A 14,559-nucleotide genomic window follows, 5' to 3' on the forward strand; every position below is an offset into this window, starting at 1 on the left:
GCGTCGTATTCACAATAGTGCCGTATAACGTCACATGATGTGACGATTTATTAGTACTTTCTTCTTCGTGGGCATCTCGTAAACGCATCGAGTTCCCGGGACGGTGCGGACAGCGGGTGTGCCTCAAGGCACCATGAAAACGCACCTGCAGTCCGCCGATGACACCGAACGGTCCGACACGCTCCTGATCTTCCTGCCAGGGGCTTACCTCAAGCCCGAAGAGTTCGAGCGCGAGGGTTTCATCAGTGCGGTGCGCGAGCGGCACCTGGCCGCCGACGCGCTGCTGGTGGATGCAGACGTCTCCTACTACTACGACCAGACCTTGAGCGAGCGGCTGCACGCCGACGTCATCGAGCCCCAGCGGGCCAAGGGCTACACCTCGATCTGGCTGGTCGGCATTTCCATTGGCGGTTTCGGTGCGCTGATCCACGAACTGGCGCGGCCAGGCTCGGTGGACGGCATCGTGGCGCTGGCGCCCTACCTCGGGCGCCGCGTGCTCGGCGCGGAGATCAAGAAGGCCGGCGGCCTGCGCGCCTGGCAGGCGCCCACCGGGCCGCAGCCCGACGAAGAACCCGACCGCAAGCTCTGGCCCTTCTTCCAGCAGTACCTGGCGCCCAAGCCCGCCAAAGACCTGCCGCCGCTGTACCTGGGTTTCGGCCTGGCCGACCGCTTCGCCAGCAATCACAAGCTGCTGGCCGACGCCCTGCCGCCGGGACGCGTGTTCACCACCGAAGGCGGCCACGACTGGCCCGAGTGGCGCCAGCTCTGGCGCAATGTGCTCGACGTGCTGCCGCTGCCCTCGCTGCCCTCGCTGCCCGCGCTCGTGCGCGGCGCACGCGCGCCGGCTAGGCGGTTTCCGGCAGCGGCGTCTCGGGCGTCATCAGCGATGCCATCGGCCATCGCGGCTTGACGTCGAAGGCGTAGCGCTCCGAAGCCTGCGACAGACCCGACTGCAGCCGCATCGCAGCGGCCATGGCGATCATGGCGCCGTTGTCGGTGCACAGGTGCAGCTCGGGGTAGTGCACGCGCACCTTGCGCTTCGCACACGCCGCGTTCAGCTGCTCGCGCAGGTTCTTGTTGGCCCCCACGCCGCCCGCCACCACCAGCCGCTTCAGGCCGGTCTGGTCGAGCGCCGCCAGCGACTTCTTCAGCAGCACCTCGACGATCGCCGCCTGCGTGGACGCCGCCAGGTCGGCCTTGCGCACGTCGAGCTGGTCGCCGAGCTTCTTGGCCTGCGTGAGCACGGCCGTCTTCAGGCCGGCAAACGAAAAGTCGAGATCGCCGCTGTGCAGCAGCGGTCGCGGCAGCTTGAAGGCCGCGGCGTCGCCCTCTTCGGCCAGCTTCGCGAGCCAGGGGCCGCCGGGGTACGGCAGGCCCATGAGCTTGGCGCTCTTGTCGAAGGCCTCGCCGGCCGCGTCGTCGATGGTTTCGCCAAGCAGTTCGTAGCGGCCCACGCCGTCGACCCGCATCAGCTGCGTGTGGCCGCCCGACACCAGCAGCGCCACGAACGGAAATTCGGGCGGGTCGGCGCTCAGGAACGGCGACAGCAGGTGCCCTTCGAGGTGATGCACCCCCAGCACCGGCTTGCCCAGCGCCACGCCGAGCGCGCAGGCCACGCCCGCGCCCACGAGCAGCGCGCCGGCCAGCCCCGGGCCGCGCGTGTAGGCCACCACGTCGATCTCGGCGAGCGAGCGCCCGGCTTCGGCCATGACGGCTTCGGTGAGCGGCAGCACGCGGCGGATGTGGTCGCGGCTGGCCAGCTCGGGCACCACGCCGCCGTAGGCCTGATGCATGGCGATCTGGCTGTGCAGCGCGTGCGAACGCAGCAGCGGCAGCGCGTCGCCGTGCGACTCGACCAGCGCCACGCCGGTCTCGTCGCAGGATGATTCGATTCCCAACAAGAGCATGGCGCCGAGTGTAGGGGCCGCCCGTCGGCGGCGCCCGCGAAGGGGCAAGCGAGGCACGGAAGTTGCACGAGTCAAGTGCGCTCCCCCTACCTCCCCACGAATGACTTCCGGCCTGAGCTTCCTGATTGCCGCGCGCCGATGCGAGATCGACGCGCTGGACCAGCTCGCGCGCACCAGCGAACTGGTCGGCGCGATCGGGCGGCTCGTGCATGCGCTGCAGCGCGAGCGCGGCATGTCGAACGTGTTCCTGGCCTCGCACGGCGGGCGCTTCGCCGACCAGCGCGGCCCGCAGATCGCCGAATGCCTCGCGCTCGAACAGCAGGTGCGCGCGGGCTTCGACCGGCTCGAAGCCGAGCACTACCGCGTGGTGGGTGCCGGCCACGGCGCGCGCCTGTTCAGCCGCATCGCCTGGGTGCTGCCGGGCCTGGACGCCCTGCCCGCGCTGCGCCAGCGCATCGACGCGCTCGAGCTCCAGCCGGCGCAGGCCGTGGTCGCCTTCGCCAAGCTGGTCGCCGGTCTGCTCGCGGTGGTGTTCGAAGCGGCCGACGGCGCCACCGATCCCGAGGTCTCGCGCCTGCTGGTGGCGATGTTCAACTTCATGCAGGGCAAGGAATTCGCGGGCCAGGAGCGTGCCTTCGGCGCCGCCGCGTTCGCGCTGGGCCGCGGCGACGAGGCGCAGCGCCAGCAATGGCGGCACCTCATCGAGTCGCAGGAGCGCTGCTTCCAGGTCTTCATCGATTTCTCGGGCGACGCCGTGCGCGGCCTCTGGCACGACAGCCAGTCCGACACCGTGCTGGCCGAGCTCGAACGCCTGCGCCGCAAGGGCGCCACCTCGGTGCCGGCCGACGCGCTGCTGAGCCAGGCCTGGTTCGACTGCTGCACGCGGCGCATCGACGCCATGCAGACGGTCGAGAACCGCCTCTCCGCCGACCTGCGCGCACTGTGCGACCACAAGACCGCGCAGGCCCGCAGCGAACTGGCCGCCTACCGGCAACTGCTCGGCACGCTGGCCCCGCAAGCCGGCGGCGCGCTGTTCTTCGACGATGCCCAACAGGCGCACGACGCCACGCCGGCCCAACTCGGGCGCCACCTCGAACGCTCGGTGCTCGACATGGTCCAGGAGCAGTCGCAGCGTCTGCAAGCCATGAGCGACGAGCTCGACACCGTGCGTGCCTCGCTCAACGAACGCAAGATCGTCGAACGCGCCAAGGGCCTGCTGATGGCGCACCGCCGCCTGAGCGAAGCCGAGGCGCACAAGATGCTGCGCCAGACCGCCATGAACCAGAAGCGCCGCCTCGTCGACGTGGCCGAGTCGATGCTGGCCATGGCCGACTACCTGCCGCTCGAGCCCGCACCACGGCGCTGACCCGGCCGCTTGGATTGGTGCAGCGCACAACAGTTGTGCGTCGCCCGGTTTCGCAGGCCGGCAGGAACTTTCCCCTGCACCGGCGCGCCTTGCCAGCTATCTTTTCCATAGCTCCCAACGGCGATTCCGGGCTGGCACAACGCTTGCATGGAGCTTGGCACAGACCGCAAGGTCTTGAGGCAGGTTGCACCCAACGGCGGGTGCGGCCCACCGATCCGGACAAAGGCGTCCCCATCCCGCAAGGGCTCGTTCACGAGCGGCCCCTGCGCGGTGCGGACGCCTTTTCGTTTTTGTCTTTCACTTCTGGAGCCCCGCCCATGTCCGATCTGCTGCTGAAAACCAAACTGAGCCGGCGCCGCGTGCTGCAGGCCGCCGCCATCGGCGCCGTGGGCATCGACCCCGCGCTGCGCGCCGCCGTCTGGGCCCAGGGCTCGGACAAGCCGGAGAAGGAAGAAGTGAAGATCGGCTTCATCCCGCTGACCGACTGCGCCAGCGTGGTGATGGCCTCGGTGCTGGGCATCGACAAGAAGTACGGCGTGAAGATCGTGCCCAGCAAGGAAGCCAGCTGGGCCGGCGTGCGCGACAAGCTCTCCAACGGCGACCTCGACATGGCCCACGTGCTCTACGGCCTGGTGTACGGCATGCACCTGGGCCTGAGCGGCCCGAAGAAGGACATGGCCGTGCTCATGACCCTCAACAACAACGGCCAGGCGATCACGCTGTCGAAGAAGCTGGCCGACAAGGGTGCGGTCGATGCCGCCTCGCTCGCCAAGCTGATTGCGACGGAAAAGCGCGAATACACCTTCGCCCAGACCTTCCCCACCGGCACGCACGCCATGTGGCTGTACTACTGGCTCGCCTCCGCCGGCATCGATCCATTCAAGGACGTGAAGAACATCACCGTGCCGCCCCCGCAGATGGTCGCCAACATGCGCGTGGGCAACATGGACGGCTACTGCGTGGGCGAACCCTGGGGCCAGCGCGCCATCATGGACGGCATCGGCATCACGGCCATCACCACGCAGGACATCTGGAAGGACCACCCCGAGAAGGTGCTCGGCTGCACCGCCGAGTTCACGAAGAAGTACCCGAACACTGCGCGCGCCGTCACCGCCGCGATCCTCGAGGCCAGCAAGTGGATCGACGCCGGCCTGCAGAACAAGAACAAGATGGCCGAAACCATCGCTGACAAGAGCTACGTCAACACCAGCGTGGACGCCATCAACCAGCGCATTTTGGGCCGCTACGTCAACGGCCTGGGCAAGAGCTGGGACGACCCCAACCACATGAAGTTCTACAACGGCGGCGCGGTGAACTTCCCGTACCTGTCGGACGGCATGTGGTTCCTCACGCAGCACAAGCGCTGGGGCCTGCTGAAGGAACATCCGGACTACCTGAAGGTGGCCACCGAGATCAACCGCATCGACATCTACAAGCAGGCCGCCGCCGCCACGCAGACGCCCGTGCCCAAGGACACGATGCGCAGCAGCAAGCTCTTCGACGGCACCGTCTGGGACGGCAAGGACCCGAAGAAGTACGCCGACTCGTTCAAGTTGCATGTCTGAGGAGAAACACACCATGGTCAGCGCTGTCTTTCACTCGCCCCTGAACGCATCCCTCCCTCTCCCGCATGCGGGAGAGGGCCGGGGTGAGGGTGCGGCCCACGCCAAGGCCGCCCCGCTCCCCCGCGCGGAGAAAGAGAAGAAGCCACGCACGCCTCTCGACCTGCGCGCCTTCTGGATGCGCGTGCTCCCGCCGCTCCTGGGCTTCGGCCTGCTGGTGCTGGTCTGGGAGATCGTGGCCATGAAGAGCACCACCGGCTTCCCCACGCCGCTCGCCACCTGGCAGCAGGCGCTCACGGTGTTCAGCGATCCGTTCTACAGCAAGGGCCCGAACGACCAGGGCGTGGGCTGGAACGTGCTGTCGTCGCTGCAGCGCGTGGCGCTGGGCTTCGGGCTCGCGGCGGCGGTCGGCATTCCGGCCGGCTTTGCCATCGGGCGCTTCGAGTTCCTCTCGCGCATGTTCAACCCGCTGATCAGCCTGCTGCGCCCCGTGTCGCCGCTGGCCTGGCTGCCCATCGGCCTGCTGGTGTTCAAGGGCGCCAACCCGGCCGCCATCTGGACCATCTTCATCTGCTCGATCTGGCCGATGGTCATCAACACCGCCGTGGGCGTGCAGCGCGTGCCCAGCGACTACATGAACGTGGCCAAGGTGCTCAACCTCAGCGAATGGAAGATCCTCACCAAGATCCTCTTTCCCGCCGTGCTGCCCTACATGCTCACGGGCGTGCGCCTCGCCGTCGGCACCGCCTGGCTGGTGATCGTCGCGGCCGAGATGCTCACGGGCGGCGTCGGCATCGGCTTCTGGGTGTGGGACGAGTGGAACAACCTCAACGTCGCCAACATCATCATCGCGATCTTCGTGATCGGCATCGTCGGTCTGGTGCTGGAGTTCGCGCTCATCAAGCTCGCTACCGCATTCACGTTCGAAGAGGTGAAGTCATGAGCCGCACGGCCGCTCCGAAGGCGAATACCGCAGCGCTGCTGCGCGGAGGTTTCCAATGAACGACGATTCGAAGTACATCGAGATCCACAACGTCGAGCAGGCGTTCAAGACCCCCAAGGGCCGCTTCGTCGCGCTGCGCGACGTGAACCTGAACGTCGCCAAGGGCGAGTTCGTCACGCTCATCGGCCACTCGGGCTGCGGCAAGTCGACGCTGCTGAACCTCATCGCCGGCCTGACCACGCCCACGCAGGGCGTGCTGCTGTGCGCCAACAAGGAGATCAAGGGCCCGGGCCCCGAGCGCGCCGTGGTGTTCCAGAACCACTCGCTGCTGCCCTGGCTCACCTGCTTCGAGAACGTGTACCTCGCGGTCGAGCGCGTGTTCGCGGCCACCGAGAGCAAGGCGCAGTTGCGTGAGCGCACCGACGCGGCGCTCGCGCTGGTCGGCCTCACGCCCGCGGCGCAGAAGCGGCCTGGCGAAATCTCGGGCGGCATGAAGCAGCGCGTGGGCATCGCCCGTGCCCTGTCGATGGAGCCCAAGGTGCTGCTGATGGACGAGCCCTTCGGCGCGCTCGACGCCCTCACCCGCGCCAAGCTGCAGGACGAGCTGCTCGCCATCGTGCAGAAGACGCGCAGCACGGTCGTCATGGTCACGCACGACGTCGACGAGGCCGTGCTGCTGTCCGACCGCATCGTGATGCTCACCAACGGCCCGGCCGCCACCATCGGCGAGGTGCTGGCGGTGGACATCGCGCGCCCGCGCAACCGCGTGGCGCTGGCCGAAGACCCGGCCTATGTGCATGCGCGCAAGGCGGTGATCGATTTTCTCTACACGCGCCAGGCGCATGTGGAGAAGGCCGCGGCCTGACCCAGCAGGCGCAGCACCACGGGCGTCAGGACATGATGACCTGCAGGCTGTGCTCGTACCAACCCGTGAGGCGCTCGAAGGTGTCCACGAGCGCCTCGCTGGAACGCACCAGCGTGGCGCGCCCTTCGGGGCTGTCGAGCGCCTGCACGCCGCCGACGAGGCGCAGCCACTCGTCGCGCGCACTCACCAGCCCGGCGCGGATCTCGGGCGAGCTGAGCGGCGCACGCTCCAGTTCCAGCAGTGCGGCTTCGAACTCGTTCATGGTCGGCAGCAGCCGGTCGCGCGAGGCGCCGGCCGCGAGCGTCGAGGCCAGCAGCGCGTCCTTGGCGAGCCGCTGCGCGCGCATGCGCTGCCGTCCGCAGATGTTGACGATGCGCAGCGCGCGCCGTGCACCCGACGCTTCCAGCGCATCCGTCAGCGCCTCGGCCGCCGACAGCAAGGCCTCGCCGCGCGCATCGATCGCCGCAAGCCCCTGCGACGCGGGCTTGGCCGTCAGCAACGCCGCCAACCCGTTCCACGCGGCCTGCACCTCGCCGAGCGCCTGCACGCCGGCCGGGCCCAGCTCGAGGGCCGTCAGATGATCCAGCGTCTGCTGCACGCGCTCGGTCGATTGCGTGCGCAGCACGCGCGCACGCTGCGCGTCGATGCCGGCCGCGAGCTGCGCCGCCACGCGCACCAGCCGCTGCGAGAGCATGCGCAGCTGGCCCGCGCGGTTGATCGCCTCGGCCCACTGCGCGGCCTCGATGACCGAGCGCGACACCTCGCCCAGCCGCAGATTGGCGTGCATCGCCGCGCCGCGCAGCAGGCCGAAGGCCTCGTCCTCGCCGATGCCGCGCGCGGACATCAGCAAGCCCTTGGCGCGATCGACCCACTTGCGCTCGTCCATGCGCGTGCGCAGGCCGTCGAGTTCGGTGCGCAGCGCGGCCTCGCGCGTCCAGCGGGCCTGCGCCTGTGCGATCAGTGCGGTGAGCGAATCGACGCCTTCGTGGGGTACCCACCCGTGCACGCCCGCGGCGACGAGCGCGGCGTGCTGCGCGCCGTCCAGCGGCGCGCTCATCACGCCCAGAGCGCACGGCGGTGCGCCGCCCCAGGGGGCCAGTGCTTCGAGCAACGCGTCGAGCTGCGGCTCTGTTTCATCCAGATGCACCAGGACCATCGACGGTGCAAGCGCCTGCGTGCGCTGCACCAGCGTGTGGCAGCCCGCACGCCCCAGCACAGTGGCACCCGCGACGCCCGCGGCATCGATCGACTGCTGCAGCAGCGCTGGCAAGGGCGCGCCTTCAGCGGGTTCGGGGGAAAGGACGACGAGAAGGGGCATGGCAGCAAGGAGTGGCAAGGCCCCGGAAGCATAGGCCACGCCAGCCTGCATTCGCGGGCACGCCTCTTGCATCGAACAGGGCACGGTGTAACGAAGCACCGCTTTGGTGAGGCTGCAGGCTCCTGCATCCAACCCGGCCGTTTCCAGGCCGGGCCCACCCCCATGCCGACGGCGTTCGCCGGCGGTACCCCGACTCCACCCCTGTCCGTCGACACGGCCGCCTCCCGGTCGCGCCGCGGCTTTTTGCACGTTTGAACACCATGTCCGGTTTCAGGAATTTCTTGCAGTCAGGCCACAGTCCGACCCTGTTCGCGGCCTTCCTGTACTTCTCGTTCTCCTGCTGCATCTGGGTGCTCAACGGCGCCATGGCGCCCTTCATCGGCGAGACCTTCGACCTCTCGCCCGCGCAGAAGGGCCTGATGCTGTCGGTGCCGATCATCGCGGGCGCGCTCATGCGCTTTCCGCTGGGCCTGCTCTCGCAGTACATCGGCCGCAAGAAGGCCACGCTGGTCGAGATGGGCCTCATCGCCGTGGCGATGCTGTTCGGCTTCTTCTTCGTGAAGAGCTTCAACGACCTGCTCGCCATGGGCGTGCTGCTGGGCATCGCGGGTGCGAGCTTCGGCGTGGCGCTGTCGCTGGGCTCGGGCTGGTTCCCGCCGCAGCACAAGGGCCTGGCCATGGGCCTGGTGGGCGCGGGCAACGTGGGCACGGCCGTGTCGGTGCTGGTGGCGCCGCCGCTCGCCCTGTGGCTGGGCTGGCAGGCGGTGTACGGCGTGGCCGCGGTCGCGATCCTGATTCCGATGGTGGTGATGGTGGTGTTCGCGAAAGAGCCGCCGGACGTCAACGCGCACTCGAGCTTTCGTGAACACATCGCCTGCCTGTTCGAGAAAGACGGCTGGGTCTTCAGCCTGATCTACGGCGTGACCTTCGGCGGCTTCATCGGCCTCACGACCTTTTTGCCCTCGTACTACTACGACCAGTTCGGCGTGAGCAAGGTGCAGGCCGGCCAGCTGACGATGCTCGCGGCCTTCATGGGCGCCGCGGTGCGCATCGTGGGCGGCTGGCTGTCCGACCGCTGGGGCGGCGTGAACACGCTCACGGTGGTGCTGCTGGTGGTGGCCGTGGGCCTCGTGCTCGTGGGCTTCTCGTCGAGCTCGCTGGCACTCACCACGCTGCTGCTCATCGTGTGCTTTGCCGCGCTGGGCGCGGGCAACGGCGCGCTGTTCCAGCTGGTGCCGCTGCGCTGGCCCGCGAGCACGGCGGTGGCCGGTTCGATGATCGGCGAGATCGGCGCCCTCGGCGGCGGCCTCGTGCCCAATGCCATGGGCCTGTCGAAACAGTATCTGGGCAGCTATGTCTGGGGCTTCGTGTTCTTCGCGCTCCTGTCGCTCGTGATGCTCGGCGTGATGCGCGTGATGCAGATTCGCTGGACGCGCACCTGGGCCGAAAAAGGTGGGCGCGCGCGCGTCACGCCCGCCCCTGCTGCAAAGCCCTCGCCCGTTCGCAAGGCCGCCCGCTCATGACCCTGTCCGCCCGCCCCCGCTCAACGTGGCAGGAAGAGAAGCCACACGATGAGCAGCACGTTGAACAGCACGGACACGCCGAGCGCGAGCTGGTACAGCGCGAGCGGGTCGCGGCGGATCAGCGGCGTGGCGGCGGGCGCGTTCACGGGGCGCGAGGCGCCGCGCTCCAGCGCGAGCAGCATCTCCTCGGCGGTCTCGAAGCGTTCGCGCGGATCGCGGGCCACGGCCTTGCGCACGAGGTGGTCGAGCCACACGGGCACGTCGGGCCGCAGGCGCGAGAGCGCAACCGGATCGCGCCGGTAGCGCGCCACCTGGTAGGGCTCGATCTCGCCGTAGGGCAGGTGCCCGCCGAGCCACTGGTACAGCGTGGCACCGAGCGCGAACAGGTCGCTGCCCGCATCGGCCACGCCACCCTCTTCCCACTGCTCGGGGTTGATGTAGCTCGGCGTGCCCGCATGCAGCTCGCGCTGCGCTGCGCCCTCGCGTCCCGAGATCGCCACGCCCAGGTCGAGGATGCGCCAGCGGCCGTCGTCGCCCCGGTGCAGGTTGCCGGGCTTGATGTCGCGGTGGATTACGCCGTGGCGGTGCAAGCGCCCGAGTGCGCGGCTCACCTCGATGGCCGCGGCGACCACCTCGGCCACGCTGCCGCGCGCGCCGTCCTTGCGCATCTGCTCGAGCGTGCGGCCACCATGCCAGTCGAACACGATGTACAGCGCGCTCGCATCCGCGGCGCGCTCGTGCACGCGCACGAACCCGCCGCCCTCACCCACGCGCTGCCCCAGCCAGGCTTCGTGCGCCAGCATCGCGCGCTCCTGCGGGTCGCTGGCGCGCGAGGGATGCAGCGTCTTGAGCGCAACGAGTTCGCGCGTGACCGGATGGCGCGCCTGGTACAGCAGGTGCACGCCGGTGTCGGCCACGGGCGCGGTGACGACGTAGCCGTCGAGCACGTCGCCCACCTTCAGCACGGGCGGCGGCGCGAGGCGGCGGCCGTCGCCGAGTTCGTCGTCGAGCTGGCGCGCGTCGAGCCCCACCACGCGGATCACCAGCGCGGTCGCGTTGTCGCGCGTGCCGGCGTCGAGCGCCGCAAGCACCAGCGCTTCGCTTGCTGCCTCGGCGTCGCCCTGCAGTGCGAGCGCGGCCACCTGCTGCGGCCTGAGCACGCCGTGCACGCCGTCGGTGCTGAGCACGAAGCAGTCGCCCACGCGCACGTCGCCCTGCACGTAGTCGACGCGCACCTGGTCGTCCAGGCCGATGGCGCGCGTGAGCCGGCTGCGCATGTCGGGGTGGTCGAAGGCGTGGTCTTGCGTGAGCAGCTGCGCGGGCTCGCCGTCGGCGCGCACGCGCCAGGCGCGCGTGTCGCCCACGTGGGCCAGCGTGTAGCTCTGGCCGTGCAGCACCAGTGCGGTGAGCGTGGTGAGCGCCGTGCCGGCGCCCTCCTGCTTGCCCTGGCGCCGGCGGTTGTGGTCGGCGAGCCAGCCGTTCTGCGCGCCGATCAAACGGTCGAGCGCGGCGGTCGGCTCCCAGGTCGCGGGCGTGGCGAAGTAGTCGGCCAGCAAACCCATCACCGTGGTCTGCGCCGCCTCGCGGCCGCGCCCACCACTCGACACACCGTCGGCAATGGCCGCGATGAGCCCGCGCGCTTCGTCGCCCGCGGGTGCATGCACCGCGCCGGCGAAGTCTTCGTTCGCGTCGCGCGGCCCGCGCTGGCTGCTGTAGCCGATGTCCACTTCAAAGCTCATGGCGCGATTCTGACCGCGCGCCGCGGGCCGTCGTTCGGTTGATTTCCCTGAAAGGCCCCGCCCCATGAAGAAAATGAAACTCGTGATGGTCGGCAACGGCATGGCCGGCGTTCGCACGCTCGAAGAGCTGCTGAAGATCGCACCCGACCTGTACGACATCACCGTCTTCGGCGCCGAGCCGCACCCGAACTACAACCGCATCCTGCTGTCGCCCGTGCTCGCGGGCGAACAGACGGTGGACGAGATCGTGCTCAACAGCTGGGAGTGGTATTCGGACAACCACATCACGCTGCATGCGGGCAAGAAGGTGGTGGAGGTCGACCGCGTGAAGCGCATCGTGCGCGCCGTGGATTCGCAAGGTGGCGTCACCGAAGCCCCCTACGACCGCCTGCTGATGTGCACCGGCTCCAACCCCTTCATGCTGCCCGTGCCGGGCAAGGACCTGAAGGGCGTGATCGCCTACCGCGACATCGCCGACACCGACTACATGATCGAGACCGCGCGCACGCACAAGAACGCAGTGGTCATCGGCGGCGGCCTGCTCGGCCTCGAAGCGGCCAACGGCCTGATGCTGCGCGGCATGACCGTCACCGTCGTGCACGTCATGCCCTGGCTCATGGAGCGCCAGCTCGACGACGTGGCGGGCAAGCTGCTGCAGAAGTCGCTCGAAGACCGCGGCCTGAAGTTCCTCATGGGCGCGCAGACGCAGGACCTCGTCGGTGGCGACGATGGCCGCGTGAAAGCCATCCGCTTCAAGGACGGCACCGAAGTCGCGGCCGACCTCGTGGTGATGGCCGTGGGCATCCGCCCCAACGTCGAGCTGGCCGAGAAGATGCGCCTGCACTGCAACCGCGGCATCGTCGTGACCGACACCATGCAGACCGTGACCGACGCGCGCATCTACTCGGTCGGCGAATGCGCGGCGCACCGCGGCATCGCCTACGGCCTGGTCGCGCCGCTGTTCGAGCAGGCCAAGGTGGCGGCCAACCACCTCGCGCTGTTCGGCATCGGCCGCTACCTGGGCTCGCTGACCTCGACCAAGCTCAAGGTGACGGGCATCGACCTGTTCAGCGCCGGCGAGTTCATGGGCGGCGAAGGCACCGAAGAGATCGTGATGAGCGACCCCTTCGGCGGCGTCTACAAGAAGCTGGTGCTGAAAGACGACAAGCTCATCGGCGCCTGCCTGTACGGCGACACGGTGGACGGCAGTTGGTACTTCAAGCTGCTGCGCGACGGGCGCAGCGTGCACGACATCCGCGACAAGCTGATGTTCGGCGAATCGAACATCGGCGACACCGGCCACGAGGGCCACAGCAAGGCCGCGAGCATGCCCGACGACGCCGAGGTGTGCGGCTGCAACGGCGTGAACAAGGGCACCATCTGCAAGGCCATCAAGGAAAAAGGCCTGTTCACGCTCGACGAGGTGAAGAAGCACACCAAGGCCAGCGCCAGCTGCGGCTCCTGCACCGGGCTGGTCGAGCAGATCCTGATGTTCACGGCCGGCGGAGACTACTCGGCCACGCCGAAGAAGAAGGCGATCTGCGGCTGCACCGAAGCCAGCCACCAGGACGTGCGCGACGCCATCCGCAAGGAACACTGGCTCACGCACGACGACGTGTACCGCGGCATGGGCTGGCGCACGCCCAACGGCTGCGCCACCTGCCGCCCGGCCGTCAACTACTACCTCATCAGCACCTGGCCCAAAGAGGCCAAGGACGATCCGCAGAGCCGCTTCATCAACGAACGCAGCCACGCCAACATCCAGAAGGACGGCACCTACTCGGTCATTCCGCGCATGTGGGGCGGCCACACCACGCCCGACGAACTGCGCCGCATTGCCGACGCGGCCGACAAATACAAGATCCCGACCGTCAAGGTCACGGGCGGCCAGCGCATCGACCTCTTGGGCGTGAAGAAGGAAGACCTCGAAGGCGTGTGGAAGGACATCGGCATGCCCTCGGGCTTTGCGTATGCCAAGTCGCTGCGCACGGTGAAGACCTGCGTGGGCAGCGAGTGGTGCCGCTTCGGCACGCAGGATTCCACGCAGATGGGCAAGGACCTGGAGCGCGCGCTGTGGGCCATGTACTCGCCGCACAAGGTCAAGCTGGCCGTGTCGGGCTGCCCGCGCAACTGCGCCGAAGCCGGCATCAAGGACGTGGGCGTGATCGGTGTCGACTCGGGCTGGGAACTCTACGTGGGCGGCAACGGCGGCATCAAGACCGAGGTGGCGCAGTTTCTCGTGAAGGTGAAGACCGCCGAGGAAGTGATGGAACACGCCGGCGCCTTCCTGCAGCTGTACCGCGAGGAAGGCTGGTACCTGGAGCGCACGGTGCACTACATCGGCCGCGTCGGGCTGGACTACGTGAAGAAGAAGATCCTCGAAGACGTCGAAGGCCGCCAGGCCCTGTGGGAACGGCTGCAGTTCGCGCTCGACGGCGAGCCCGACCCGTGGTTCGAATCGGCGCAGGCGTCAGTGGACGTGCGGCAGTTTGCGCCGCTGAGCGTGTGACCGGAGAGCCCACTTGAAACGACGACTCTTCATTGCGTCTTCCGCCCTCGCCGCACTCACCCCGGTGGGCGCCAGCGCGCAGGTGGCCGACCTCAACGACGCCATCAACAAGGCCGGCCGCCAGCGCATGCTGTCGCAGCGCGCGAGCAAGGCCTACCTGGCGCTGGTGCAGAAGGTGGAGCCGCGCAGCGCGCAGCAGGTGCTCGACCGTTCGGTGGCGCTGTTCGAGCGGCAGCTGGGCGAGCTCAAGGCCTTTGCGCCGACGGCCGTGCTGCGCGCCACCTACGACGGCCTGGACGGCGCCTGGCGCGCGTTCCGCTCCGAGCTGGCCGACGCAGCGCCCGGCCGGGACGCCGCCGCGCGGGTCGTGGCGCTCGACGCCGCCGTGCTCGCGCTGGCCCACCAGGGCACGGCGCAGTACGAGGCCGCGTCGGGCAAACCGGTCGGGCGACTGGTCAACATCGCGGGGCGCCAGCGCATGCTGTCGCAGCGCATGGCCAAGTGCTACCTGGCCGCGGCGATGCAGATCGACCCGGCCGGCAGTACCGCCGAGATCGCCAAGGCACGCACCGAATTCCTGGCCGCGCTCGAGCTCCTGCGCAACGCGCCTGAAGCCACCGCGCAGATCCGCCAGGAGCTGGTGCTGGCCGATGCGCAATGGATGTTCTTCAACCGCGGCCTGCAGCGCCTGGACGGTGCGGGCGCGTCGCCCGCGCTGATGTCCGACGTGTTCGTGAGCAGCGAGAACCTGCTCGCGATCATGGACCGCGTGACCGGCCTGTACGCCGAGATCAAGACCTGATCCGCGCCCGACCAAAACAAGAGAG

The 14,559-nt window shown here is 68.8% G+C and carries 11 protein-coding genes; 8 read left to right on the forward strand and 3 right to left on the reverse strand.

The features are described from left to right. Positions 1-133: 133 nt before the first annotated feature. Complete coding sequence (locus RZE79_RS20690; protein ID WP_319356501.1) at positions 134-910, forward strand: alpha/beta hydrolase; 777 nt, start codon at positions 134-136, stop codon at positions 908-910. On the opposite strand, the gene tsaD is transcribed toward RZE79_RS20690, so the two are convergent. Next, positions 846-1,907, reverse strand: coding sequence for a tRNA (adenosine(37)-N6)-threonylcarbamoyltransferase complex transferase subunit TsaD (tsaD, locus tag RZE79_RS20695; RefSeq protein WP_319356503.1), 1,062 nt, complete (start codon positions 1,905-1,907; stop codon positions 846-848). The genes RZE79_RS20690 and tsaD overlap by 65 nt on opposite strands. A gap of 100 nt (positions 1,908-2,007) precedes the next feature. Between tsaD and RZE79_RS20700 the strand changes: the two genes are divergently transcribed. From RZE79_RS20700 to RZE79_RS20715, 4 genes are all read left to right on the forward strand, one after another. Continuing rightward, entirely contained in the window at positions 2,008-3,273 is a 1,266-nt protein-coding gene (locus tag RZE79_RS20700) for a nitrate- and nitrite sensing domain-containing protein (protein WP_319356505.1), read from the forward strand. 317 nt (positions 3,274-3,590) lie between these two features. Further along, the gene (locus tag RZE79_RS20705; RefSeq protein ID WP_319356507.1) at positions 3,591-4,838 is read left to right on the forward strand and encodes a CmpA/NrtA family ABC transporter substrate-binding protein; all 1,248 of its coding nucleotides are present in this window, start codon (positions 3,591-3,593) and stop codon (positions 4,836-4,838) included. A 13-nt stretch (positions 4,839-4,851) separates the two neighbouring features. Beyond that, on the forward strand, positions 4,852-5,778 hold the full coding sequence (ntrB, locus tag RZE79_RS20710; RefSeq protein WP_319356509.1) for a nitrate ABC transporter permease: 927 nt from the start codon (positions 4,852-4,854) through the stop codon (positions 5,776-5,778). Positions 5,779-5,833: 55 nt separating this feature from the next. Continuing rightward, the gene (locus RZE79_RS20715; RefSeq protein WP_319356511.1) at positions 5,834-6,643 is read left to right on the forward strand and encodes an ABC transporter ATP-binding protein; all 810 of its coding nucleotides are present in this window, start codon (positions 5,834-5,836) and stop codon (positions 6,641-6,643) included. 25 nt (positions 6,644-6,668) lie between these two features. Here the strand turns inward: RZE79_RS20715 and RZE79_RS20720 are convergent, their stop codons facing one another. Continuing rightward, a complete protein-coding gene (locus RZE79_RS20720) occupies positions 6,669-7,961 on the reverse strand; it encodes an ANTAR domain-containing protein (RefSeq protein ID WP_319356513.1) in 1,293 nt (430 codons plus the stop codon). Positions 7,962-8,221: 260 nt separating this feature from the next. Between RZE79_RS20720 and RZE79_RS20725 the strand changes: the two genes are divergently transcribed. Further along, positions 8,222-9,484, forward strand: coding sequence for an MFS transporter (locus RZE79_RS20725; protein WP_319356514.1), 1,263 nt, complete (start codon positions 8,222-8,224; stop codon positions 9,482-9,484). A 20-nt stretch (positions 9,485-9,504) separates the two neighbouring features. Here the strand turns inward: RZE79_RS20725 and RZE79_RS20730 are convergent, their stop codons facing one another. Next, positions 9,505-11,223 (reverse strand): bifunctional protein-serine/threonine kinase/phosphatase, encoded by a 1,719-nt coding sequence (locus tag RZE79_RS20730; RefSeq protein ID WP_319356516.1) that lies wholly within the window; start codon positions 11,221-11,223, stop codon positions 9,505-9,507. A gap of 64 nt (positions 11,224-11,287) precedes the next feature. Here RZE79_RS20730 and nirB point away from each other — a divergent pair, with 64 nt between their 5' ends. Further along, on the forward strand, positions 11,288-13,732 hold the full coding sequence (gene nirB, locus RZE79_RS20735) for a nitrite reductase large subunit NirB (RefSeq protein WP_319356518.1): 2,445 nt from the start codon (positions 11,288-11,290) through the stop codon (positions 13,730-13,732). Positions 13,733-13,745: 13 nt separating this feature from the next. After that, the gene (locus RZE79_RS20740; RefSeq protein WP_319356520.1) at positions 13,746-14,534 is read left to right on the forward strand and encodes a type IV pili methyl-accepting chemotaxis transducer N-terminal domain-containing protein; all 789 of its coding nucleotides are present in this window, start codon (positions 13,746-13,748) and stop codon (positions 14,532-14,534) included. Positions 14,535-14,559 lie beyond the last annotated feature (25 nt).

Origin of the sequence: Variovorax sp. EBFNA2, assembly GCF_033802765.1 — a bacterium.
In the GTDB taxonomy this organism is placed as follows: domain Bacteria; phylum Pseudomonadota; class Gammaproteobacteria; order Burkholderiales; family Burkholderiaceae_C; genus Variovorax; species Variovorax paradoxus_H.